At 26.1% G+C, this 25755-nt stretch carries 31 protein-coding genes; 23 read left to right on the top strand and 8 right to left on the bottom strand.

Translation table 4 applies throughout. From position 1 onward, the window contains the following. Positions 1–261: 261 nt before the first annotated feature. From AACK93_RS00740 to ftsZ, 7 genes are all read right to left on the bottom strand, one after another. The gene (locus AACK93_RS00740) at positions 262–1632 is read right to left on the bottom strand and encodes a hypothetical protein (RefSeq protein ID WP_339024686.1); all 1371 of its coding nucleotides are present in this window, start codon (positions 1630–1632) and stop codon (positions 262–264) included. A 66-nt stretch (positions 1633–1698) separates the two neighbouring features. Then, positions 1699–2625 (bottom strand): RluA family pseudouridine synthase, encoded by a 927-nt coding sequence (locus AACK93_RS00735; protein WP_339024685.1) that lies wholly within the window; start codon positions 2623–2625, stop codon positions 1699–1701. Between the two features lie 4 nt (positions 2626–2629). After that, positions 2630–3160 (bottom strand): signal peptidase II, encoded by a 531-nt coding sequence (gene lspA, locus AACK93_RS00730; protein ID WP_339024683.1) that lies wholly within the window; start codon positions 3158–3160, stop codon positions 2630–2632. Further along, positions 3160–5901 (bottom strand): isoleucine--tRNA ligase, encoded by a 2742-nt coding sequence (gene ileS / locus AACK93_RS00725; protein WP_339024682.1) that lies wholly within the window; start codon positions 5899–5901, stop codon positions 3160–3162. The genes lspA and ileS overlap by 1 nt, the downstream gene beginning before the upstream one ends. 259 nt (positions 5902–6160) lie before the next feature. Next, on the bottom strand, positions 6161–6763 hold the full coding sequence (locus AACK93_RS00720; protein ID WP_339024681.1) for a deoxynucleoside kinase: 603 nt from the start codon (positions 6761–6763) through the stop codon (positions 6161–6163). Between the two features lie 744 nt (positions 6764–7507). After that, positions 7508–7885, bottom strand: coding sequence for a cell division protein SepF (locus AACK93_RS00715; protein ID WP_339024679.1), 378 nt, complete (start codon positions 7883–7885; stop codon positions 7508–7510). A 2-nt stretch (positions 7886–7887) separates the two neighbouring features. Further along, the gene (ftsZ, locus tag AACK93_RS00710; protein ID WP_339024678.1) at positions 7888–9072 is read right to left on the bottom strand and encodes a cell division protein FtsZ; all 1185 of its coding nucleotides are present in this window, start codon (positions 9070–9072) and stop codon (positions 7888–7890) included. Between the two features lie 509 nt (positions 9073–9581). Between ftsZ and AACK93_RS00705 the strand changes: the two genes are divergently transcribed. The 3 genes from AACK93_RS00705 (at position 9582) to AACK93_RS00695 (ending at position 10536) form a co-directional block, all read left to right on the top strand. Then, positions 9582–9776, top strand: coding sequence for a hypothetical protein (locus tag AACK93_RS00705; RefSeq protein WP_339024676.1), 195 nt, complete (start codon positions 9582–9584; stop codon positions 9774–9776). After that, positions 9766–9915 (top strand): hypothetical protein, encoded by a 150-nt coding sequence (locus AACK93_RS00700; RefSeq protein WP_339024674.1) that lies wholly within the window; start codon positions 9766–9768, stop codon positions 9913–9915. Before AACK93_RS00705 ends, AACK93_RS00700 begins: the two co-directional genes overlap by 11 nt. Before the next feature lie 459 nt (positions 9916–10374). Next, positions 10375–10536 carry a hypothetical protein gene (locus AACK93_RS00695; RefSeq protein ID WP_339024672.1) on the top strand — a complete coding sequence of 54 codons (162 nt, stop codon included), beginning with the start codon at positions 10375–10377 and terminating at the stop codon, positions 10534–10536. Positions 10537–10684: 148 nt separating this feature from the next. Here AACK93_RS00695 and AACK93_RS00690 read toward each other — a convergent pair whose 3' ends face one another. Beyond that, complete coding sequence (locus AACK93_RS00690; protein WP_339024671.1) at positions 10685–10879, bottom strand: hypothetical protein; 195 nt, start codon at positions 10877–10879, stop codon at positions 10685–10687. Between the two features lie 90 nt (positions 10880–10969). Here AACK93_RS00690 and AACK93_RS00685 point away from each other — a divergent pair, with 90 nt between their 5' ends. The 20 genes from AACK93_RS00685 to AACK93_RS00590 all read left to right on the top strand — a co-directional run bounded on the left by AACK93_RS00685 (position 10970) and on the right by AACK93_RS00590 (position 25747). After that, positions 10970–11188 carry a hypothetical protein gene (locus AACK93_RS00685; protein WP_339024669.1) on the top strand — a complete coding sequence of 73 codons (219 nt, stop codon included), beginning with the start codon at positions 10970–10972 and terminating at the stop codon, positions 11186–11188. Between the two features lie 31 nt (positions 11189–11219). Continuing rightward, positions 11220–11786 (top strand): hypothetical protein, encoded by a 567-nt coding sequence (locus AACK93_RS00680; RefSeq protein ID WP_339024668.1) that lies wholly within the window; start codon positions 11220–11222, stop codon positions 11784–11786. Between the two features lie 5 nt (positions 11787–11791). Continuing rightward, positions 11792–12211, top strand: a complete 420-nt coding sequence (locus tag AACK93_RS00675; protein WP_339024667.1) for a hypothetical protein — start codon at positions 11792–11794, stop codon at positions 12209–12211. A gap of 14 nt (positions 12212–12225) precedes the next feature. Further along, positions 12226–12549 carry a hypothetical protein gene (locus AACK93_RS00670; protein ID WP_339024666.1) on the top strand — a complete coding sequence of 108 codons (324 nt, stop codon included), beginning with the start codon at positions 12226–12228 and terminating at the stop codon, positions 12547–12549. 17 nt (positions 12550–12566) lie between these two features. After that, complete coding sequence (locus AACK93_RS00665; protein ID WP_339024664.1) at positions 12567–12812, top strand: hypothetical protein; 246 nt, start codon at positions 12567–12569, stop codon at positions 12810–12812. Between the two features lie 3 nt (positions 12813–12815). Further along, complete coding sequence (locus tag AACK93_RS00660) at positions 12816–13301, top strand: hypothetical protein (RefSeq protein WP_339024663.1); 486 nt, start codon at positions 12816–12818, stop codon at positions 13299–13301. After that, positions 13204–14613, top strand: a complete 1410-nt coding sequence (locus AACK93_RS00655; RefSeq protein ID WP_339024662.1) for a hypothetical protein — start codon at positions 13204–13206, stop codon at positions 14611–14613. The genes AACK93_RS00660 and AACK93_RS00655 overlap by 98 nt, the downstream gene beginning before the upstream one ends. A gap of 54 nt (positions 14614–14667) precedes the next feature. Continuing rightward, on the top strand, positions 14668–14820 hold the full coding sequence (locus tag AACK93_RS00650; protein ID WP_339024660.1) for a hypothetical protein: 153 nt from the start codon (positions 14668–14670) through the stop codon (positions 14818–14820). A gap of 355 nt (positions 14821–15175) precedes the next feature. Then, positions 15176–15592 carry a hypothetical protein gene (locus AACK93_RS00645; RefSeq protein WP_339024659.1) on the top strand — a complete coding sequence of 139 codons (417 nt, stop codon included), beginning with the start codon at positions 15176–15178 and terminating at the stop codon, positions 15590–15592. A gap of 77 nt (positions 15593–15669) precedes the next feature. Next, positions 15670–15981 (top strand): hypothetical protein, encoded by a 312-nt coding sequence (locus AACK93_RS00640; protein WP_339024658.1) that lies wholly within the window; start codon positions 15670–15672, stop codon positions 15979–15981. 33 nt (positions 15982–16014) lie between these two features. Continuing rightward, positions 16015–16167: a hypothetical protein gene (locus tag AACK93_RS00635; protein ID WP_339024657.1), complete on the top strand. Its 153-nt coding sequence runs from the start codon at positions 16015–16017 to the stop codon at positions 16165–16167. 223 nt (positions 16168–16390) lie between these two features. Beyond that, positions 16391–16645 carry a hypothetical protein gene (locus AACK93_RS00630; RefSeq protein WP_339024655.1) on the top strand — a complete coding sequence of 85 codons (255 nt, stop codon included), beginning with the start codon at positions 16391–16393 and terminating at the stop codon, positions 16643–16645. A gap of 473 nt (positions 16646–17118) precedes the next feature. Continuing rightward, entirely contained in the window at positions 17119–17853 is a 735-nt protein-coding gene (locus AACK93_RS00625; protein ID WP_339024653.1) for a 16S rRNA (uracil(1498)-N(3))-methyltransferase, read from the top strand. Positions 17854–17855: 2 nt separating this feature from the next. Then, positions 17856–18338, top strand: a complete 483-nt coding sequence (locus AACK93_RS00620) for a hypothetical protein (protein WP_339024651.1) — start codon at positions 17856–17858, stop codon at positions 18336–18338. 24 nt (positions 18339–18362) lie between these two features. Then, the gene (locus AACK93_RS00615; RefSeq protein WP_339024650.1) at positions 18363–18653 is read left to right on the top strand and encodes a hypothetical protein; all 291 of its coding nucleotides are present in this window, start codon (positions 18363–18365) and stop codon (positions 18651–18653) included. Further along, a complete protein-coding gene (locus AACK93_RS00610) occupies positions 18631–18984 on the top strand; it encodes a hypothetical protein (RefSeq protein ID WP_339024649.1) in 354 nt (117 codons plus the stop codon). Before AACK93_RS00615 ends, AACK93_RS00610 begins: the two co-directional genes overlap by 23 nt. 38 nt (positions 18985–19022) lie before the next feature. Beyond that, a complete protein-coding gene (gene greA / locus AACK93_RS00605) occupies positions 19023–19511 on the top strand; it encodes a transcription elongation factor GreA (protein ID WP_339024648.1) in 489 nt (162 codons plus the stop codon). Positions 19512–19559: 48 nt separating this feature from the next. Then, entirely contained in the window at positions 19560–19856 is a 297-nt protein-coding gene (locus AACK93_RS00600) for a hypothetical protein (protein ID WP_339024647.1), read from the top strand. Between the two features lie 29 nt (positions 19857–19885). Then, positions 19886–23323: an ABC transporter permease gene (locus AACK93_RS00595; RefSeq protein WP_339024645.1), complete on the top strand. Its 3438-nt coding sequence runs from the start codon at positions 19886–19888 to the stop codon at positions 23321–23323. Between the two features lie 756 nt (positions 23324–24079). Next, the gene (locus tag AACK93_RS00590; RefSeq protein ID WP_339024643.1) at positions 24080–25747 is read left to right on the top strand and encodes an AI-2E family transporter; all 1668 of its coding nucleotides are present in this window, start codon (positions 24080–24082) and stop codon (positions 25745–25747) included. Positions 25748–25755 lie beyond the last annotated feature (8 nt).

The raw sequence follows: 25755 nt of genomic DNA, 5'->3' as shown, positions 1-25755 counted from the left end.
CCTAGAGCCTGTCCAAAATTCTGTGTCTCGATAATTCATTCTGAATTCTATTAAGAAGAAGTAAAACAAAAAATTATAAAAAAGCAAAAACCCCCTGATAAAATTGATAAAGTTGCTGATTATTTTTTAAAAGTAAAATTTGAAGACAAAGTGAATTTAAGTTAATTACTTAGAGACACAGTTAATTGGGCAGTAACTATTTAAGCAAAACTCATAAAATATTGATCTCATGTTAAATGGGATAATCATTTTGACATCATTTTATCTAAACATACCAAAAATATCTGATTTTTCTTGTGAAATTAAACCTAGTTTAACATAATCTTGAAGAATTGTGTGAGTTCATCCATCTTCATCGGTAAAAAAACGATTATTAGTTAAATATAAAATTAACACCACTAACACTAATACTAAAACAGCAGCAGCAGCAGCACCGCGCTTTCATTCTCATGCTTGCTTATTATAACCTAAAAAATAACTAATAAAAAAGCTAATGAAAAAAGTCAAAATTAATGGCATTGCTAAGCGGTCGCCATTTAAAATAAATGTTATAAACATAAAAACTGTTGGTAAAATTAATCTTCTGCGAACAACAAAAGCTGAAAAATCCTTTTTAGTAAAACTAAAAATATAAAGTGGTGGAATTACCATTCATGCTCAATATAAAGGTCCTGTTAAAATATTTGGTATCTTTTGCGACTTAAAATTATACATTGCACTAGCAACAACTGAATGAGTAAAACCAACAATTACTGTTGTACAAAGAATAATTAATCCTAGATTTCACGGTTTATAAAATGACTCAACTAAACGAGCACAATAAAAAATGACTAAACACGATAAAAATAAATTAAACCCATTGTCACCAGCTAATGGATAAACTATTCATCGTCAAAACTGACCAGCTTGAAAAATTAAATGTTTATATGAACCACCTAACATTAATTGTGACTCGATTTCACCATCAATTAAACTATTATCATTTTTTTCTTGCAAAATCTCACGAATTTGTGGCACAAAAAATGGAACTAGAATTGGTAATAGTAAGGGAATAAATGTAAACACATAAGCTAAAAATATATTTTGCTTAGTTGTTAAATTATGAAAATCTTTCATTCTTTTTTGTAATAATGAACCTTCTTTTAAATCATCACTAGTAATTGACTTCGGATCAAAAACCTCATCATCATTACTAGATTTTTCTTGAAAAGCAATGGTTTCAATTTGATCAATTTGTGAATAAATTGGTTTCAATTGGGCGACTAAAGTTTCTGGATTAACAAAAACAATCCCATCGTTATTACTAAAAAGCAATGACTCATGAATAACCTTAGTTAATACAATTGTTAATACTTGTAATTTACTATGACTACTAGTAGCAATTTCTTTACGAAAAATATCAATATCTAACTGATTTTGTTTTAAATCTTTTGCCGATCACATTTCCGAATGATTAAAATAATCTAAAATCTTAATAAATTGATAACTCTTATTAAATAAATTAATTAAATATAAATTATGTTCTTTATTTCGCTTTCATCGTCATTTTCGCTGATGAATTTGATATTTTTCAATTTGTTTAAAATACTCAACTAATTGCATTTTTAAAATATCAAATGTATTTCTTTCCATTGTCGTCATACTTCCTCCCCTCCTTATTAGATAAAGTTTATCACTACACTACAGTGATTAAAAAACCTATTGTAAAATATCTAACCTTGTTTTAAAAGATTCTGGTAATTCACAATTCAACTTCATTTTCTTACCACTAATAGGATGAATAAACGTAATCTCATGAGCATGTAAATATTGTTCATAATGTTCATCTAAATCTTGTTTAATTCCATATAAATGATCTCCTAAAACAGGATGTTTAATAAAACTTAAGTGAACACGGATTTGATGTGTTCTTCCTGTTAATAACTCACATTCAAGAAAAGTAATATTACTTTCTAAAAATCTTTTAATAACATTAAATTTAGTTTGAGCTGGTTTACTATTTTTAAAAACAATCGCCATTCGTTTACGATTTTTAGGATTACGACCAATGGGACTATCAATAAAACCACTCTCTTTATTAATAATACCACGAACAAGAGCAAAATACTTTCTAGTTAAAGATTTATTTTGTAACTGATTAGTTAACTTTTGATGAACATAATTACATTTAGCAATAATAAGTAATCCTGTTGTATTTTTATCTAAACGATGCACAATACCTGGTCTTACGACATCATTATCAGATAATTTAATATCTTTAGCTAATAAAATATTAACTAGTGTATTATCTCAATTGCCAACCCCGGGATGAACAACAAGATTTTTTGGTTTATTTATTACTAATAAATACTCATCTTCATAAACAATATCTAAATCTTTTTTATCAAGATTTTCGCCTTGTCGAGATTTATCTTCTTGAAAATTAACTGTAATCACATTGTTTTGCTTAACATTATAGTTATTAGTAATAATTTGATTATTAACAATAACTTTTTCATTAGTAATTAATTTTTGAATTTGACTACGAGAAAGACCTTTAATCGCAGAAAATTTTAATTGCAAATACTTATCAATTCTTTTAATACTTGGTACTTCTTCAACAATAATAACTAATTTCTTTTCCATCTTATTATTCTCAATAACTAGTTATTGGTATTAAAATAATTACAATTGTTCCGCCAAAAACAAACATATCCGCAATATTAAAAATTGAATATGGTGAAAATAATTGTCAAGAAAAATAATCAACAACGCCTCATTCAACAATTTGATTTGAAAACCGATCACCAAAATTACTTAATGCGCCAGCAACAATTAATGCCAAACCAATATTCATCATTGTTGTTTGCGCAAATAAAAATCCTACTAAAATTAACAAAATAATAATACTTTGCACAACAACCATTAATTCAGGATTTTCAGCACCAATTCCAAATGCGGCTCCTGTATTATATACTAACTCAATTTGAATAAATCCTGGTAAAAAATTAACCATTTCATTTCCATTTAAATTATTAATAACAGCATTTTTAATTATAAAATCAATTAAAATAAGAATAAAAATAGTTATTAACAATAATAATTTTTTCTTTAAATTTCAAGTATAATTACTGAAATATTCCTCAACTGAATTTTTTAATTGTTTTAAATGACGATTCATTATTTATTTTCCTCTAATTCACTAATAACCTTTTGACAACGAGAACAAAGTTCATCAATCGTAACACTCACAATCATTCAACAACGAACACACTTATCACCAAGTTTTAATTTTACCGCAATTTTAGCCGTTGGATACTGAACACCGACACTTAAATTGTTACTAACAATTAACTCACTAATAATAAACATTTGTCCTAAATTATTTATTGTTGCTAACTCTTGATAATTATCATTTAACTGCATAATAACTTGAGCTTGTAAGGACTTACCAATAACCTTTTCATTTCTTGCTAATTCTAATGCCTTATTAACATCTTCGCGTAATTGTAAAAGTTTATATCCGATATTTTTAATTTCACTAATATTTTCAAATGTTGGCAATACAACCATATCCATTAAATGAATTGAAGATAATTTATTTGTTAACGGTAAATGCTCATAAACTTCTTCACAAGTGTGAACTAAAATTGGCGCCAAATTAAACAATATTGTTTGTAAAATATAATAAATTGTTGTTTGTACTTGTTTTCGACGCATACTATTTGCTTCTTCAATATATAAGATATCTTTAGTAAAATCAAGATAAAATGCCGAAAGACTATTAACAATAAAATTGTTTGTTAACATATATACTTCATTAAAATCATAATTATTGTATGCCACTTGTGTTGCATGATGATATTCTTGGGTTTTAACTAATAAATACTGATCAACTATTTCATACTCCTTAACAATATGTTCTGATTTAAAATCAAATAAATTTCCTAACATAAAACGCATTGTATTACGAATTTTACGATAGTTCTCACTAACTTGTTTTAAAATATCATTACCTATTTTCATTTCATCAGTGTAATCAACGGATGAAACTCATAATCGCAAAATATCACTACCATAAGTAGTGCACACTTCCAAAGGATCAATAGCATTACCTAATGATTTTGACATTTTTTTCTCTTTTTCATCATTAATAAATCCATGAATAATTACTTGTTCATAAGGAACTCGTTTTAACGGACTAATAACACCTGTAATTAATGAAGAATTGAATCATCCTCGAAACTGGTCACTACCCTCTAAATAAAGATCCACAGGATATTTTCAATGCTTTTGTTGCCACAAATTTCAATGCGAAATTCCACTATCAAATCAAACATCCATAATATCAGTTTCTTTACGAAACCTACCATTAGGGGCTTGATGATGAGCATAATTTTTTGGCAATAACTTATCTAATGGTCAACTTCATCAAATTGCTGTTCCATATTGAGCAATTAAATCACGAAAATGTTTAATTAATACAACATCATAAATCGGTTCATTATCTTCACCATACAAAATAGTAATCGGCACTCCCCATAATCTTTGGCGCGAAATACATCAATCATCACGATGCGTAATCATCTGACGCATTCTTTCTTGACCTCAAACTGGTAAATATTTAACTTGATTAATTTGTTCCAATAATTGTGATTTAATAGCACTAATGGCAACAAACCATTGTTCAGTTGCTCGATAAATAATTGGCTTTTTAGTTCTTCAATCATGAGGATAAGAATGTTTAATAAAAGATAAAGCTAATAATTTATTGTCAGCTTTTAATCTTGTAGTAATAATTTTATTAGTATCTTCATAAAATTTACCTTGTAATTGTTTATCATTAATTACATCAGTAAAATAACCAGCATTATCAACACTAACAATTGGCGTTGTATTATTTTGTTGACCAATAATAAAATCATCAACACCAAAACCACAAGCAGTATGAACTAATGCCGTCCCCTCGGTTAAAGTAATATGATGTCCTAACACTACTTTATTAATAATATTGTTATATAACGGATGAAAATAAGTAATACCAACTAAATTAGCACCAATTAATTGTTTAATAACTTTAACATCTAATAATTGACATTGTTCACTAACTTTTGCTAATAATTCCTTAGCAACGACCAATTTACCTTGGTTTGAGTTAATAACAACATATTCAATATCTTTATCAACAGAAATAAATTGATTACTAGTTAATGTTCACGGTGTTGTCGTTCATACTACTAATCGCACATCATTATCTAAAATACCATTACCGGCTTTCAAATCACAAGCAATAAAAACACTTGGTGATATCTTTTCCGTATATTCTACTTCTGCTTCAGCTAACGCTGTTTGACTACTTGGTGATCAATATACGGGTTTTAATCCGCGATAAATAAGCTTTTGTTCAATCATCATTATTAAAAAATCAATTTGATAACCTTCATATGTGGGAACACAAGTAATATATTCATCATTAGGAATATTTAATAACCCCAAGCGGGCAAATTGTTGCTTTTGAATTGCTATTTGCTCTTGAGCATATTCATAACACTTATTACGAAATAAAACTGGGCCTGATTTTTTTCACTCAATATTTAACTTAGTAACTGCTGTTTCAATTGGCAGTCCATGTGTATCTCAACCAAATAATAATGGTACATAATAACCATTAAAACTACGATTTCTTACAATAATATCTTTTAAAATTTTATTCAAAGCATGACCAACATGAATACTACCATTAGCATAAGGTGGCCCGTCATGTAAAATAAACTTTTTACCAAATTCATTTTTTAATAAAATCTGTGACCATAATTGTTCTTTTTGCCACTTTTGTTGATAATACAATTCTTTATCTTTTAAATTAGCCCGCATTTCAAACATAGTTTGCGGCATTAACAAAGTACTTTTTCAATCACGCATCTATAATTCTCCTTTATTTTTTAGTAAGAAAATTTCTTACTAACTTCAACAAATATCCAAAATCTAAGTTATTGAACATAAAAATGTCTAACAACTAAAACAAATAATATCACATTCATTTCCGACATTAAAATACTCCCTAAATGAATTTATAGTATACAACTAAACAATTATTAAATAATCATTTCACAATAAGTTATAACACCCTAACCTAAAACAACAAAAAGTAGAAGGTAAAATATACTTAGCGATTTATTTTTTATTTTAATTTATCAATAATAATATTAGTTATTTCATCAATTGACTTATTATCACTTTCAATAACTAAAAAATTAAAATTATTTTTATGTTTTTCATATCATTGTTCATACTTCTCATTTAATAAAACTCAATAATTTTCATCAATTAATAATTCACTAGCCCGGGCACGAACTTTTATGCGTTGAATTGCTGTTGACGAAGACACGCGTAAAAAAACAATTAAATCGGGAGTAATTAAATTATCTAAATAAATGCCATCTAAAATCACATTGTGATAAAAGTCACAATAAACCTGATAATCAGTAACATTAATAAGTTGTAATTCTTTTAACACTTCAACAAAAATAACATCTTCCATCACACTACGATCAAAAATTACATTTGCCCTACCCTTAGTTAACTTTAATTGTTGACTTCGTGCCATTAACATATATACTTGCATTTTAAAAGCTATTTGTTGCGGATTACGATAATATTCATCCAAATATGGATTTTCCTTTACCGGCTCATTCATTAATAAATAATCCGCATATCTTTTTGATAATTCTTCACTAATAGTTGACTTCCCGGCCCCCACTACTCCTGATAATATAATTCGCATTTATTTAAACCCCCTATAAAATAATATACTTGAACTAAAATTATTAAATGAAAAACCATAACTTAATTTTATTTACTATTTAATTTATTGATAACAAAAAACGCTAATTAATTATTCTATCTAAAAAAATGAATTTATTTATTATCCACAAAATACTAATAATCGAAATCAAATTTATAATATTTATTCTTAATAATTAATAAACTACTTTTATTTATATTAATTTTTAATCTTTATTTCATCTTTTAGTTTATTGCTTGCATCAATTTCTTCTTCTACTGTTATTGATTCTGATTGATAAGTAAGTAATATTTGTTGACAACTGTTTTTTGTTTTTGATAACAATAAATTCATTGTTGCAATTATTTTATTTAAAATTAATTTGTTAAATTTTTCTGCTTATTTTTTAGTACAAATAATTTTAACTAAATTACGATGGTCGCGTTTATTTTTCTTAGATATTTTTTAAAAAATAAAAAATAATCATTTACTATAAATTATTTCAATATTCAAATTAAGTATATATTTTTTATGTATGATTTTTGTTGTAAAAACTTATTTTAATGTTATTTTTATAAGCGTTTTCCTTGGTTTTTATAACCTTTTATTGAAATTATGTTTGTTGATATTAAATATTTTGTTTTATTATTTATTTTTTAAATAAAATGATAATTAAATTGTCGTTGCTTTTCATTAAAAATTATTTAAACCTTTTCCTGCCTAACAAAACTTTATGCGTCCCTATTAAAAATTTTCATTACTAATAAAAACATAAGCAAAAGCATCAATCTTTTGAGCTTTACCCTGCAAAGTATAAATAACGCCACCTAAAAATTCTAAAGTGCGTTTGCGATCAATCGGTGGTAAATTTGCAACATTAACAATTAAATTTTCACCAGTAATTAAGCGGTCTGCTAAAGCAATAACTTGATCATAAACTTCTAATTCATATTCTAATAATGGCTTTGTTAAATTATCATCAACTGCCAATGATTGCATAGTAGAACTTAAATCATTATCTTGAAGTTTAATTGTTGAATGTAACTGTGACAACACTGAATTAGATTGAATGTCATCATTTTGAACTAATACTGCTGATTTTTTCTGTCTTTTTTTGAACATCATTATCGCCCTCTTAAAAATGGTGGTAAATCATCATCATTATTTAATTCCTCTTGCAAACCATTACCAGATGGTTTAAAGTTACCAACTCGCTGCGGTTTATAAATAACATTTCGTTCTTGTAACTGATCATTTTCATAACCAAAATTAAACAAATTTTCTGCTCCTGCGGGGCGAAATCTTTTTAATCGTGCTTCTTCAATAACCTGAGGATTAGCTTTCTCAATTTGTTTTTCATCAAAACCAGTAGCAATAACTGTAACAATCATCTCATCATCGAGATGTTCATTCACAGCAACACCAAAAATAATATTTACTTCACTACCAGCAGCTTGACGAACAACATCAACAGCATCATTGGCATCAAATAATGACATGGTATTACCGCCTGTAACATTTACAATCGCATTTTGAGCCCCTTTAATCGATGCTTCCAATAATGGTGAATAAATTGCTTTATTAGCAGCCTCAATAGCTTTATTTTCCCCAGTGCCAATACCAATACCAAATAAAGCACTACCCTTGCTTTCAATAACTGTTTTAACATCAGCAAAATCTAAATTAATTAATGCGGGAACAGCAATTAAATCAGTAATTGTTTGAACTCCTTGTCTTAAAATATTATCAGTTTCATTAAATGATTCTGTTAAAGGCACACCACCAATTACTTGCAATAATTTATCATTAGAAATAATTATTAATGAATCAACATGCTTTCTTAATTCTTCAATACCTTGAACTGCATAAGAACTCCTTAAACTACCTTCAAAAGCAAATGGTCTTGTAACAATAGCAGTTGTTAAAGCACCTAAATCTTTAGCAATTCGGGCAATAATCGGAGCAGCTCCTGTGCCAGTTCCTCCACCCATTCCGGCAGCAATAAAAACCATATCAGAATTTTCTAACATCTTTTTAATTTCCGGTTCAGTTTCAATTGCTGCTTGTTTACCAATTTCTGGATTAGCACCCGCTCCCAAACCTTTAGTTAATTGTTTGCCTAAAATAATCTTTTCACGAGCTTTAGAAACGCTTAATACTTGAGCATCAGTATTTGCAACAATGAAATCAACACCTTGAACTCCTGCCTCGATCATGCGATTAACAGCATTGTTTCCGGCTCCACCAACACCGATTACTTTAATATGAGCTACTTGATCATATTGTTCTAGTTGAGTATCATTATTCATTTCTCTTCATCTCCTCTTTATGAATTAAACCGGCAAATATTACTAATACTTATGAACATAATCTAACTTATGATTCTTAGGTATGTTCGGATATTATGGTTCTCTACTTATTCTATCAATTGAAAATACTTTTTCAATAGTATTTTTGTTTAATATTGTAGAAACCATATACATATGACAAGATTTTGGTTTTTACAGGTTGGTTTTTTGCCTTTAACTAAAACTACTTTGCTGTTAAATTGATAAATAAATATGAGCTCATTTATTTATTGCAAGAAATATAAGGTTAAATTAACACTTATTATTTTTAGTTATGCCTTGTATTTTTTTGTGCCTTGATAGTAAAGTAAAGTAATAAACTAAGTTAATTAGTAAACGAAGTTTACTAACAAATTTTGTTAAACATAAATGTTTAAAAAAATAAATATTTAACTTAGTTAAAAGACTAAGTAACTAAGTTAAATATAACTTGGTTTAGTATAACTAAATATTGTAAGGATGGTATGTATATGAGAAATATTGAAAATATTTTTTTAAATACTGAAAAATATCTTTTAAAAGAAACACAAAATGCAGTGCTTATTAAAGCGCCAGCAATTCCGTGATTGTATGAATCTACTGGTATTTGGTTTTCTAAACGATTTGTTTATAAAGGAAAATATGATAATTCTATTTGTATTGGAATAATTAAAGATGGTGAATAAATATCGGTTGGTTTTTGTTAATAGTAAAGGCCGAGAATCTAGTTTGATTTTAGGTCATGAGTTGTTAGATTTTTTTGTTGTTGAAAAAGAACATGATAAAAAGGTTGTAAGTTTTGATTATTTTAAAAATTCATTTTAAAAATGTTTTACGGTGTTTTAAGAATAGGGGTAAATAAAAAAAAATATCTTAGTTAGTTTTTATGGTGTTTAAACGGTGCGGAAAGCGTATGCTCCATGCTCCGCCCGTTAATTATCGATGTTAGTTGAGTTATTTAACTAAGTTATTGCAATTTTTTGATTTGGTGTAGTAAAAAAAGTTTTGGAGTTTTAGAAATAAAAATGTGAGTTAATGTGGACGAACCACCTAAAAATTATTGTCGAAAGTTTATATATTCTATTAATAAAAAAACTGGATTAGAACAAAAATTTTTGAGCGTCTAAATCTGCAGTTGAATCTGTTAGAACTGATTTAGTCGGTGATAATTGACTTTGCGTTGATATTGCATATTAAAAGATTAGAAAATTAAGAAGAAAAGAAAGATGAGTATATTTGGATTAGTATTTTTTACGATTTTAACATTATTACTAGCATATTATATTGCAGTTAATAGTTAATATTTATCGGTTTTTTAAAGATAAAAAGAAATATGATAGTGAAGCAAAACAGCCACCAAAAGATTTTACTTATTCACAACGAATATTTATTGCAAAGTTTAAGCGAAATTTATTAGAACAAGATGAAAAAGAAATTAAAAAGTAGGTTTAGAAAATGTTAAAAAAAATAATTATTGAGTTAATTAAATTAATTTATCCAACCGCTGATTTACCGCCCCAAGTTGTATTTTTGTTTTCAATTTTAATAATTGTAATGCTCTTCTCGGCAATTATTTTTCTACTCTTTTGACCTTTTAAGCGGTAATTATTATGTTTTTAGTTGCTTGAAAAGATTTAGATTGAGAAATGACAAAATTGTATTTTTGGGATTTATTTATTCAAATTAAAGTTATTCCGGCGTGAGTTTCTGGTAAAGAAATTGATTTAACCAAAGAACTACTTTGACTTTTAATAGCAAATATTGCGTTTTGAATGGTATTAGTATTCATTATCTTATTTATGGTTATTTTATTTTATAAGGTTAAATCATATTTTGTTTAGAAAGGGGGGTGATTATATGTTCGGAACTTTCTTAGCCGGTGTACTTTACAGTAAAAATTACTGGTGAACAAGCGGTTACTAACTTATGAAAAGCATTAATTACAGCGTTCGGTAATATTTGAACTAATATTATTGATGGTAATATGCCAAATGTTGTTAATTTCTTTGCTACATATTGAGTTTTCTTGCTTGGCGTGATTATTGGTTTATTTTTAATTGCTTTCAAAATGTTTGAAAAATTAATGCCCGGCAGATAGTAATAAAAATAAAAAAAGTGTGATTTAAGTGATGCTATTGTTTAAAAAAATAAATTTAAGATTATATGATTTTGTCGGTTTAAATCGCACTTTATTTATTATTGCGTGATTCTGTGGTGCGATTTTGCATTATTATAATCCTCAAAGTTGAAGAATGTTATTTGATGTTATTTACTTATTAATTGCTTTGTATATTCTATATACTAAAATTTCTCATTTTTTTGCTCGTCGTAGTTTTATTAATTTTTTATTAAATTCGCCTTTAAATTTAGTCATTGGTGCCTTAGGGACCGGGAAAACTGCTTTAATGGTTTTAGCTTCTTACTTATTAAGCGGTTGAAAAACGATTTCTACTTTTCCGATTACAAATAAACAAATGCTTTCATTAGGGCATATGTCTTTATTAGATTATAATTATCCGATATTAGAAGAAAAGCATTTACTGTTATGAGATGAAACCAACTTATTTTTAAAAGGAACTGACTATAAAGAAAATGATAGGGTAAGCTCAAGGTTTACAAGAATATTTTGCTTCGGCTCGACAATTTACCCATATCGTATTAGCGAGCGGACAACGAGCTGAACATATATGAGTTAAAGTTCGTGGATATTGCGAATTCAATAATTGTTGGTATTAGAAAGAAGCCAGTTAGTATCTTTCGACCCTATTTACAAGTTATTTATGGCACTTTTAAATCGGTAAGCGAATACGAACAATTACGGTTAACTTTGATTAATGCTAAAAATGATAAAAAAGGTCGCAAAATCAAGTATCGTAGCATTCCGGAATCAGACATTTATTTCTTTAAATTGAAAATTCCGATGTTAATTTTAAACCTTTACGATAATAAATATTTATCATTCTTGCGTGAATTAAGTAATCGTGCTTTGAATGATAATTATCAACATAAATTTTGAAATGATAATGTAATGGATATTGAAGCCTTAGAATATTTAAAAATGGAGAAGTTTAGCAAGATACTTACTAAGTTAAAAAATAATCTAAAGAAGAAAAATAAGTAAAGGAGTTTAAAAAAATGGAAAACTTAGAAAAAATGGCTAGTTTGATTGGCAATATGTTTTATAAAGTTTTTGATTTAATTTGAACTTTAACCATTCCTGGAACAGATATTCACATTATTATTTTTCCGCTAATTATGCTTGTGATAAATCTTGTAATTGGCGGCATTTTAGGTATTTATATTGAACGACCAAAAGTTGGTTTTCGTAAAAAATATCAAAAATCAGTTTCTAATTGAGGAGCTAAGAAAAAATCATCTAGTGGTCCAATTAAGAAATTTAGTGGTAATAATCCTAAAAATAGACCGTGAGTTAACCAACACAACACGGACGACGAATAAAAAGGTAGGTTTTTAAAATGTTTAAATTGATAATATTATTTATTCTTGCTGCTGTTTTTTCTATTTTTGCTTTAAATGACTTTTTAGGTTTATGAGCCTGTGTGCGTGAGGGTTTAGAATATTTTAATAAAGTTCTATCAAGTAATATTAAAATTTTAGATTTGTTTAAACCAATGATTAGATTATTTTCTCAACATCCGATTTTCCAAATTTTAGGAACGATTTGCATTTTATCAACAATATATTTAATTTTAAGGAGTTAAAAAATGAAAAAGTTAAAGAAAATATTAGGTATTAAATGATTTAAAAGTGTTTTAGGTTTTATACATTTTTTTATTATACTTCATAGTTTTATCGTTATAATTTGAGTGTTTTTAACAAGAATTAGAATTAATACAGATGAGTTTTTTAAAGATTTTATATTGTTTGATTTTCAAAATGTATTTTTTAAGGTGTATTTTTGATTATTAATGGTTTATTTGTTAATGACAGTTGTTAAGTTAATTATTAAGCGTTTTTATTTTAATAAAGTAGTTAGAAAACATCAAAAAGAAATTATTAATATTTCTGAATGTCCATTATTATATTATGAATATAAATTTTCTCATGCTTTTAATTTTAAAGCAATAAAAGAGAGTTTTAAGTCGTGATGAGATGAGATGCATAAGATTATTTCTTGATTTATTAATAATGTTTATTGGTTTGGTGCCGTTAGGGGCATTCTTTGATACAAAACAACCACCAAAACCTAATATGGAACATTCTTCTTTTATGAAACGAGAAAAACGAGCCACAAATCCTAGTCAATGTGGTAATAGTTGTAAATTGGAGTTTGTTAGTTTAGATAATACATTACTTCAATATCCATATTCATTGCAAAATATAGGCAATTTAATTTTTTATGGTGGTATTAGCCCCTTACCTAGTGATATAAAAGAACGATTTAAATATCATAATTATATAAGTTTTGAAATTGAGAAAGGTGTTGTCCTTGATAAAATTGTGAAATTTTATAAGGATAATGGAGTTTATGGCGCTTATAAGACTAGTATTGGTTATTTAATTGATAAGATTATTAATGTTAAATTTTCTATTAGTTTTAAAAGTACTGATTATTATATAACTTCATTTTCGGCTGAAATGTCTCCTCTACCTGAAAAAGATAAAGAGCAACCATTACCCACGCCCACGGAAATAACTAGAAATGATGGCGAGTATGATTATATTCAGTTTCAAGATAAGTTAGATTATTTGATGATACAACGGCGAGATTTTGATAAATTTAATTATAGCTATTTATATTGAGTCCCAATTTTTAATTTCTTTGATGATAATTTTAAATATATGAATGAAATATCAATTAAATTAAATGGTTTTAAACAAAATAGTAAATTTAATTTAAGTCGCAAAAATTCATATCCGCCCGGTTTTATTGAAAAAGTTATTTTTAGAGAACTTTCCTTTTCTAGTTTTGGTGATATTATTACTATAAAAACTGAGCATGGCAGCATTGTGGGTAGTAATGAGTTTTTAGAAAATGGTAAATCGCTTTGAAAATCTGGCTCGCAAACAAGCTTTGGAGGAGATTTTATTAATACCTTTTTTGGACAAGTTAATTATTATGGTAATACTTTCCATTTTTTACGCTATGATGATAAATTAAAAACTGATTTTAAAGATTTTATACTCTATTATCAAGAAGATTTAATTATTGATTTTATTAATGAGTTATTTGATAAAATTTATAAAGTTTTAGGTGGTTTTTTCGTACAATTCTTTTATGCAAGTTTTGATATGAATGTTTCTACTTATGTAGAATTAGATTACAAAGGAATGCAACAAATCCCTAAAAATGTTTTACAAATGGGCTTTTTCTATCGTTCCTTAATTACTTTTTATCCCAAACAGTATTTAATTAACTTTGGTTCAACAATCGAAAATAGTAAGAATATGATTTTTCGTTCCTATTTATTTGTTAAAGATAAACAAATTGCCAATGGTTTTAATACTGGCAAAAGTTCTTATCAAATAGATTTTAATGTTTTAAAAGCATATGATAACTAATTATGGAATGCTATTAGCAATAAACTGCATTTTTACAATGCCAAAGTTGATGTGATGTATGGAATTAATATTTTTACACTGACTGTTCCGCTATATAAAAAGAAAGGTGAAAGCACTGAATATCATTGTTCTTTATACAATTTTAACATTTTGAATTCAACAGCTTTTATTGGTGGCGGAATAAGTGGTAATATGAGAATGACTTAATTCCTGCGCCCAACTGTTCTTATTGAGGTTTATTTAGTGCCCGTATCGTGGTGGTGGGTGGGTATTCAGCACGGCTTCTGGTTAGCCTGTTAAATTGATTACTTGGTCTTTTTCGGGGATTAATCTTTTAATTCGCCCCCCTTCCCTTGCCTTGCGTGCGGGTGCGGATATTGCTAAAACAACGATTAATTTTACCAAAACCGCCTTTCCGGTGTTTGAAGTTATTCCAGCATTTCAGATGTTATTTGAATTTGTAGTACCATTAGCAATCTTATTAATGATATTAAAAAAGTTTTCTTAAATATCTATAATTATTATATAATGTAATTTCTTTGAAAGGAGGATTTTTATTTATGTGAAAAAAAGTTTAACCGCATTAAGTTTAATAAATGTAATATTAGTTTCTGCTTGTAATTCTGTTAATAGTAAAATTGAAAAAAAATATGATTTGGAGTTTGTTAGTTTAGATAATACATTACTTCAATATCCATATTCATTGCAAAATATAGGCAATTTAATTTTTTACGGTGGCATTAGTCCCTTGCCTGGCGATATAGAAGAACGATTTAAATATCATAATTATATAAGTTTTGAAATTGAGAAAGGTGTTGTCCTTGATAAAATTGTGAAATTTTATAAGGATAATGGAGTTTATGGCACTTATAAGACTAGTATTTGTTATTTAATTGATAAGATTATTGATGTTAAATTTTCTATTAGTTTTAAAAGTACTGATTATTATATAAACTCATTTTCGGTCGGAAAACCCTAATTAATTAATAATTTAATAAATATTTTTGAAAATCGTATTTTTTGTAATACGATTTTCTTAATTTAAGGAGTTAAAAAATGAAATATATTATTTCCCAAGCTGACTTAGCCGATTTAAAAGCAAAAGCACAAAGTTGATTAAGAAGTGCTAATTGTCGTAATCCTTATTACTATAAAACTAAAAAACACATTACTATTACTGCATATTTAAATTTATGTACTTATTTCTATATTGAAGAAATTACTTTAACAAAACTTATTAAAAAATATTTTAAGAATGCAACAAAAACTTTTTATCGCTGGGCAGAAAAAATTATGACCGCTTATTATTCTGACAATTTAGATTTGTTATTGTTTAAAACTAAAAAACCACAAAATCTTAATTATTAATATAGTTTAAATTCTCGTGAAAAAGTATGTGATTTGTATTTTGATTACAAAAATCTTCAAGCCGGCGGAATGTATTCTTTATTTAACAATTTAAAAATGTGTTTTTACGATATTAAAAATTCAGAAGTTCCTAAAAACATCAAAACTTTTTATCGCTGAATTAAATCTGACTCTCGTTGAAAATAATTAAAACAACAAATCAAACAAACTAAACGCCATTTTAAGCGTTATGAAGTTCCGATATCGGTCTTTTACAAATGGATGCCAAAATCATTACTACATCAAGTTTTCCGGTTGATAAAAAATATTACATTTATGATTTCATTGACGAAATGACACGCATAGCACATTTGGTTATGTTTATGATAGTTTAGGAACTAATAATGCGGTTAATGCCTTGCGAAGAGCAGTGAAAGATTTCGGCGAACTTGGTATAACAATTAAACGCCTTCGCACTGATAATGCTCCTGAATTTACTACTACTAATTGAAGTAATAAAAAAGCATATAAAGTAAAAGAAAGGCCTTTTACAACCTTTCTTTCAAGGAACGGAATTGTCCACGAAACCACACCAATCCGTTCTCCTCAGAGCAACGGGAAGATCGAATGATTCCACCAACATTATACCAAATTATTTTATTTTAAGGATAAAAAACTAAATTAAAATGAAATTCAACATTTCTTAAATCAATATTATTACTATTACAACTTCCAACGCTGTCATTCAGCATTACAAAATAAATCACCATTTCAAAAATTACAAGAATTAATAAATTAATTCCTCCTTTTTAAGGGATGCATAAAGTTTTGTTAGGTAGGAAAATATTTAAATAATTTTTAATGACAAGCAACAACAATTTAATTATCATTTTATTTAAAAAATAAGTAATAAAACAAAATATTTAATATCAACAAACATAATCTCAATAAAAGGTTATAAAAACTAAGTAAAATGCTTATAAAAACAACATTAAAATAATTTTTTACAACAAAAATCATACGTAAGAAATATATACTTAATTTGCATATTGAAATAATTTATAGTAAATGATTATTTTTTCTTTTTTTAAAATACCTAAGAAAACTAAATGTGACCATGGTAAAAGTGATACAATTAACGTTGGGATAGGTGATATAATGCAATGTTATTTTGCTCATTTTCAAGATGAATTCGGCAATTTAGTTTTTAATGATATTGATACTCATCATTTAGTTAATGTTTTAAGATTTCAAATTAATGACTTGTTAATTGTTGTATTTAATGGTAAAAAATATCAAACAAAGATAATTGAAAATAAACCACAATTAAAAGTTGAAATTCAAAAAAATTTATTGGAAAATACCGAATTAGAAATAGTTGTAACATTATTAATGCCATTGCTTAAACAAGATCGTAATGATTGAATTGTTCAAAAAGCAACTGAATTAGGTGTGACACAAATTATTGGTATTGTTTTAGAACGAAGTGTTACTAAGATTAAACAAAATGAAGATAAGAAAAAAAAGATGATGCGTTGACAAAAGATTGCTAAAGAAGCATCACAACAGTCGAATCGTAATCAAATTCCAAAAATTGTTGATATTATTACTGACGTTACTGCTATTATTCCTTATAAGAGCGATTTAAATTTAATTGCTAATGAATTAGCATCATCAACTTATTCATTGCCGGCACTAATGTTATCCAAGTCAACAAGTATTACTTTTATTTGTGGACCTGAAGGTGGTTTTAGTGATAAAGAATTAGAATTTTTTAATTTTGAAGGTTTTAATGCAATTAACTTAGGAAAAAGAGTTTTAAGATCAGAAACAGCTGTTTTAGCATTTCTTGCTAATATCAGTTATGAATATGAAAAGTTGAAGGAGAAATAAGAATGTTTTTGAGTTCAAAGCGATTGGGTGTAATTTTAAATTTATTATTTGCTATTAATTGATTGTTTTTAACAATGATATTTATTGGCGTTCAAAAATCAAATTTGCCTTTAAGAGGCGGATTTGAAATTGCTAGTTATTTAATTCCATTAATAACTTTATGTTTAATGATGGTTTATGTTTGATTAGTTTATGTATCAATTAAGAATTTTGATGTTAAATATCAATTTAAAGCATATAAATACTTAATATTAATTGTATTAATGGCAGTGATGTCAATTTTAGCCAATTTGTTAATTCTAATTGCTAAAAATCAACAAAGTGCTACTTTAGCATTTGGTTTATCAATTGGAATTTCGGGAATATTTGGTTTAGTAACAATTATCTTTGATATTAAGTTTTTTATTCAAAGGTTAAAATGGGAGGCTTTATCAAAAATTGAAATTTCTACCCAAAATGATGAATTAATAATTAAAAATAAATAATTAGTAAGAAGATTTGTTTGCTTTATGAAACTGAATGAATTTATTGATTATACTTTGCTAAGTTCACAAGCTCAAGCTACTAGTCATGACATTCAAAAAATTTGTGTGGATGCTGAAAAGCACAAATTTGCTAGTATATATGTTAATCCTATTTATGTTGATCATGCTAAAAGTTTATTAAAAAAGAAAAAGGTTAGTGTTTGTACCGTTGTTGGTTTTCCATCGGGTTCGGTGTCAACAAACATTAAAGTGTTAGAAACTGAACAAACTGTTAGGGATAGGGATGGCGCCGATGAGATTGATATGGTTAATTAATATCGGAGCTTTAAAAGAGGCGGGTGCATATATGGTGGTATTAAATGATATCAAACATGTTCGCGCTGTATGTCCAAAACAAATTTTAAAAGTTATTATTGAAACCGCATTGTTAACGAAAGAAGAAAAAATTCAAGTTTGTAAATTAGCTTTGCAAGCACAAGCAGATTTTATTAATACTTCAACAGGATTTGCTAAAATTGGTGCTAAAGTTAAGGATGTTAAATTAATTCGCAGTATTATTTTTAAGGGTGAGATGTATATTAAAGTGTCAGGGAAAATTAAAACTAAAGCACAGGCAATAAAACTTTATGCGTCCAAGAATAAATAATATATGTTACAATATACAATGATAAAGGAGACAAAGTAATGGAAGATAATAATAACAATAATGAAATTTTGTTAACTAAAGAAGGTAAAGAAGAATTAAATCAAGAATTAAATGAATTAATTAATATTATTCGTCCACAAGTAATTAAAGAATTAGTTGAAGCACGAAACCAAGGTGATTTATCAGAAAATGCTGAATATGAATCAGCAAGAAATCGTCAAGCTGAAGTTGAAGGTCGAATTAAAGAAATTGAAAATACTTTAGCTCGTGCTAAAATTATTGCTACCGATCCTCAAGGAACTAAAACTATTAAAATTGGTTCAATAGTAACTATTCTTAATTTAGAAACTAATGATAAATCAACTTTAAAAGTTGTCGGTACTGTAGAAGCCGATCCTTTTGAAAATAAAATTTCTAATGAAACACCCTTAGTTAAAGCTATTTTTGATCACAGTGTTAATGATATTGTTGAAATTAAAGGCAAGGATACAAAATATAAAGTTAAAATTTTAGAAATTGGAAAATAAAATATTAAATATTAAAAATTTAAAGTTGTGTATTTTTGGAGTGATATCGTGAAGTTAACTGTTCTGATAAATAAAAGTGGCGCCTTACAAATTAGTCAATTAGTTATTAAAAAATTATTAATTTCATATTTAAAATCATTTCCATCATTAGATATTCAAAGAAAAAATATTAAAATTAATTTTTTTAGCGAACAATGAATAGTATCAATAGTTTTAAAAATAAATAAAGAGACAAATTTAGAAACTCTTTGCGAACATTTACAAAACCACATTATTAATAATATTAATGAATTAATATTGATTAAACCCAATAATATTCACTTTATTTTTAGTGTCGCCAAATAAGTTGTTTCATGCTTATGGGGGTTAAGTAGATGTTTGTTCTTTTAAAAAACTCTTTTCGTTCTATTAAGAAACGATTTTTACAATATATTGGTTTACTAATTTTGCTTATGTTAGCAATTAGTATTTTTAGTGCCGTGTTTGCTAACAATCAACAAATTACATCAAAGTATGATTTAATCTATAAAAATCCTTTGCGACCAACACATCGTATTTCTAATCCCTCAGAATTAAAATTAATTAATGATAGCACAAATACAACTATTGATTTAACAGAACATACTATAATTCCTTTTGAAAATAATAATGCTAAATTAATGCTAATGTTAGCAAAATTTGAAAATGAAGGTTTTAATTGTCAAATTGAAAATCAAAATAAACAAGAACCTTTTATTGACCCAATGCTTTGTTCAATCCATTTAATTGTCATCACTCAAAATAAAGATAGTGATAAAGTTCCACTTCGCGAAACTAGCATTCGTAATTGGCGAATTTTAATGGCAATAAACTCTAAAAATATTAAAAGTTCATTATTTTTTAAAGGACGCATCAAAAATAATAATGATCAAGAATTTGATATTGTTCCTAGTTTTGATTTAAAAAATATTGGATTAATTAATAATAATCCTGTTAGTATTGTTAAAGGACAAATTCCGATTAGAAATGATGAAATTGTTATTAGTGAGACTTATAGTTATGTCCATAATATTAAAATTAATGATTCATTTATAATTAAAAATAATAAATTTATTGTTGTTGGCATCGGAAATAATTATACAACAAAGTTTATTCAAAAAAATAGTTTAATTCAAACATTAATTCCCGAACAGTTAAGCCCTAAAGATAATGGCGTAGTTTATACTACTATTGATCTTTTATTTGATGATCATTTTTGTGATGATACTAAAAGTAGTTTTAAAAATCCTAATATTTATTTAACAATTACTGGTGATGAAGTTCAAGCTCAAAAATATATTTACAAGCAATTAAAAGAAAAAACCTTAATTGAAGATGTTAATAAAAATTTTATTAAAGTTATAAATGATGAATTAATAAGTAATTTAATTATTCAAAGTATTGTTTTTATTGCTTTAACTTTTATTTCAATGTCAGCATTAGTTTTAATTGTATCTTTTTTTATTCATAAAGAAATTAATGATCAACGCACTCAAATTGGAATTTTAAAATCATTTGGCTATAAAGGTTGACAAATTTCGTTTAATTTTATTGGTTCAATTTTTATTATTACATTTTTAGCTGCTATTTTAGGATTTGGAATTTCATTGTTATTTCAAAAGCAATTTTCAGGAGCAATGTTAATTTATAATTTTGGCATTGTAACGATTTATTTTGATATTAAAATTTTATTAATATTTTTTATTTTTTTACCATTGTTATTTATTTTTGTTTGTTGAGGATTAACAACCTTTCTTTTACGAATGCCCGTACTAGAATTAATTTATGCTTCCAATAGTAGTAAAGGTTATTTAGCAGCACATTTTTTTAAATCATTAGTAGTTAAATTTCCGTTTTCATTTCGTCTTTCAGTAGCGTTTTTTACTAAATCATTTGGAAAATGATTAGTAAGTGGTAGTATTTTGTTATTAGCTTCGTTTATTTTATTTTTACAATATTTAACTGTGGATACAATGCATCATAAAATTGATAGTTTTCACTCGGAATGAAAAGTTGTTGGCAGTAATAATTATAATGAACAATATCGTAATATTACTGATTATGATCAATTTAATGCCAACAATCCAAAACAATCGGCAACTACTGTTTATTTTTATAATCAGCAATATGAATATATTGCCTTACAAGATATAATTGGTTTTCGAACATCTAATGTTTATAATTACAATTCAAGGAGAGAATTTGCATATTATATCGTTGATTGACAAGATGAAGAAATAAAACCTGATACTAAAAAAACAACTATTTATCGTGTTTTTAACGCTATTGATAATGAGAAGTTAAAAGAAATTTTCGATATCTTTCAGAAAATTCTAAATGAAAATCCTAATATTAGTCTTATTCAAATATTTCAAAATTTAAATGTTGATAAACAAAACCAACTTATGAAATGATTTAATCGTCTTAAAGCGTTACAAATAAAAATTCCTGAACGATATAAATTTAATGTTAATAGTGACACAATAGATATTATTTTAAAAAATCGGAAATTAATTATTGAACTTAGTAAAAAATTGCCACCTAAATTGAACTTTAAAGACATCATGAATTTTTTAAATATTATAGATGATTTTAAAAATACCAATATTAATATTGAAAATATTGATTTAACCTTTAATTATGTAGAATATGATAATACACAAGATTATTTAATGAATCGTTATTATTTTAATATTCCCACATTAAATGAAATTCAAAAGATTAATTCACGATTTAATGCCTTTGTTTATGGTGTAAATCAAAAATCTTTTCAAGACATATTAAATATTAAAAATAGTGATCAATATATTGATCAACTTTACTTTAATAATCCTAATGATTATGATGTTAAGCATCGCATATTACCAGTTCTTGTTTCTCGTAGTTATGCTGAATATTATCAGCATCAATATCAAGTTGATGATATTATTAATAATTTTAATATGTTTTGAATTAAAGATATGAATATTAAGATTGTCGGCATTATTGATAATGCTACCGATGGATGAAGTATTGTCACTAATGAAAAACTAATTGCGAAATATTTTGTTTATCGTGAAGCTATTAAGAATGGTGATAATTATGACATTATTGATGTTAACAAAGAAGATAATGATTTTCAAAATAATAATTTTTATAACTTTATAATGGGGAAAAATGAAGTATTACAACCCTTACGATCAATGGGACTTTATTATGAAAGAGATGATAGTATTCCGATTGTCACAATTGATAGTATTAGTACTAACAACAATAAAATCAATTTAGTAAGACAATCATTAATAAAAGAAGGACCTAACATTCCAACATTAGGAATTAAGAATACTGCTAATTTTAATAGCATTCTTATTGTTCGTTTAGCAAAAGAGGGTATTACTAATCTTTTAAATATCATTAGTAGTGTTTTAGATACAATTCGTTATGTAACCTTAGTAGTAGTAATTATTGTTTTAATTTTATTAGTTTCAATGATTATTGATGATAATATTTTTATTATTGCGACAATGAAAATTCTCGGTTATCATATTAAGCAAATTGTTAGTTTAATTATTGGTTGGTATTTAATTGCTGTTATTTTTTTCTTTGCTGGTGGCGCGGGGCTTTCGTTTTTAACTTGATATATTGTGGGTGCTTATATATTTAAACTCTTAGGAATTATGTATCTAATTCATATTTCATTAATTTCTTTATTATTAACAGTCGGCATTGTATTATTTATTCTTCTCATAACATACTTTATTTCAATTTTTATTATTCAAAGAAAAGATGTTCTCATCTTACAAAAAACATCATAGGAAAAAACTAGTTTAAATAAAAAAAGATCAGCAATTTTTATAAAAAGGAAAAAATAACCTTGCTATTTTAATTTTAATATTTCATAATATTTTTATAAGAATTAAAAATCATCAGTTTTTTAAAATTTTTAAAAAACTATATATAACAATTCAAGAATGTAATCTGCAATAAAAAAGTAAGTAAAATGACTTAAATTTTAATTAAAATTTAAGTCATTTTTTATATCTAAATATCTAACAAACAAAAAAAGAGGAAGAAATTATTTTGTAATGAAGAAAGGGAATAAGATAATTACTATCAGTGATAAATAAAATTTATAAGGAAGATTATAAGAAATATCATGAATGTGCTAAAAAAACTTCGGGCGCATAAAGTTTTGTTAGGTAGGTAAAGATTTAAATAATTTTGAAAGAAAAAAAATCACAATTTAATTATCATTTTATTTAAAAAATAAGTAATAAAACAAAATATTTAACATTAACAAACAAAATCTCAATAAAAGGTTATAAAGAATAAGGAAAACGCTTATAAAAACAATATTAAAATAAGTTTTTACAACAAAAATCATACATAAGAAATATATACTTAATTTGCATATTGAAATAATTTATAGTAAATGATTATTTTTTTTTAAAATATCTAAGAAAACTAAACGCAACCCTGTCATTTAGGTATCATTAATAAATTTAATTTCTTATGATATAATTTTAATTGTAAATTTATTTTTTAAAATATTTTAAGGGACGATTTGTAAGATGGGAACAACAAATACTAAAAACATTGAAATAAAAACGAATAATGGTAGCAATAAAAATAATTCATCTAAGTTTAGTATTAGCTTTGACTATAAGTGAACAAGATGATTATTTATAACTTTAATTTGTTTAGTAGTTCTTCTATTATTAAAACTTACCGGTGCTGATCAAATTATTTTAAATGTTATTTTAGTCTTTATTCCTTTAGGATTAGCATTAGTTGTGATTTGAGTTCTGAATCCTTTAATTTATCTTTTGATTAAATTAAAATTTAATAAAACTGTGGCAAAGTATTTAACTTTTTTTATTTCTCTAATTATTAGTATTTTTATTATTGTTTTTTTGCTTTGATTATTTATTGACCAATTTGTAAGTTTTATTAGTCAATTTTTAGGCGATAGTACAGTTATTAAAGAAAGATTAGATGCTTGAAAAGGTAGGGGAGTTGATCAAAATAAATCACTTTTATCACATATTTTTGGTTTTGCTTATGATACAGAAACTGAACAATGACAATTACAAACTAATGTTGATTGAACACCAATAAAAGATAATTGACAAGACATATTAAATCAAATTAAAAGTAAAGCGCTTATTGATAATAAAGGTGCCTGGGAAATTTTATTGACAAAATTACACAATGACTATGGTATTTATTTGGATTCAACTAATAAATTTGTTGTTGATTATTTACGATACTTAAAACAACCATCATTAGATAATGTTAGTGAACATTTTAAAAATTTATATACTGAAATCAAAGCATGGTTAACAGCAAATAATATTGCTACAAATAACAATAATTTAAATTTAGTAGATGAATTTGTAATTAATAATGCAAAAATTGGTGTTTCTTTTGATGGTAACAAATTAGGGAAAATTTATCAGTTATTATTTAGTTTTGGGGCCACAGCACAATGATTTTTTTCAGCAACTTTTTTAGTTGATATTATTAATACAATTTATAGTTATACAACATCCTCCAATTTAACTAATATTTTTCTTAATCACTATTTTTGAACGATAGCTAGTATTTTTTATGGTTTATTTATTACGATTGTGATTACAATGTTTTTGTTGGGTGGCGATAAATCATTTATTAATTTTTTAAAAACACAATTAATTCCCGGGAAAAATATTAAACGCAAAAAAATTATTGCTAATGCTTTGCAAAAATCTTTATTTGGTTATAGTCGAGGAATATTAATTGATATGAGTTATATGTTTACTTTTACAACTATTATGATAGTTATTGCTGGTTATGTGGCTGGTGGTTCCACATATAAAAGTTCTTTTGCGATATTAGGTTTATTTATGACTTTTGCTAATATTGTCCCTTATGTTGGACCATTTATTGGAATGGTTCCCATTGCTTTAGCCGGAGTTTTAGATGCTTTAGTGGCGCCATCAGGAACGAATGAATTAGTTAGTTGGGTGCCAATGATTGTTGCTGTAGTTGGTACATTTATTGTTCAATTAATTGAAAATGCTTTTGTTTATCCAAAAGTTTTTGGATGAGTAACCAAATTACATCCGGTTACAATATTAATAGGAATTTCTGTTTTTGGTGCAATTATTGGTATTTGAGGAATGATTATTGCGGTACCGACAATAGCGACAATTAAAGCAGTAGCTAACGATATTTATGATAAAAAATTGCTTTTATAAATTTTAAA

Source organism: Spiroplasma endosymbiont of Agriotes lineatus (assembly GCF_964019485.1).
Taxonomy (GTDB): Bacteria; Bacillota_I; Bacilli_A; order Mycoplasmatales; family Nriv7; genus Nriv7.
The sequence above is the reverse complement of the archived record's forward strand: the minus strand, read 5'-3'. Positions and strand labels throughout refer to the sequence as shown.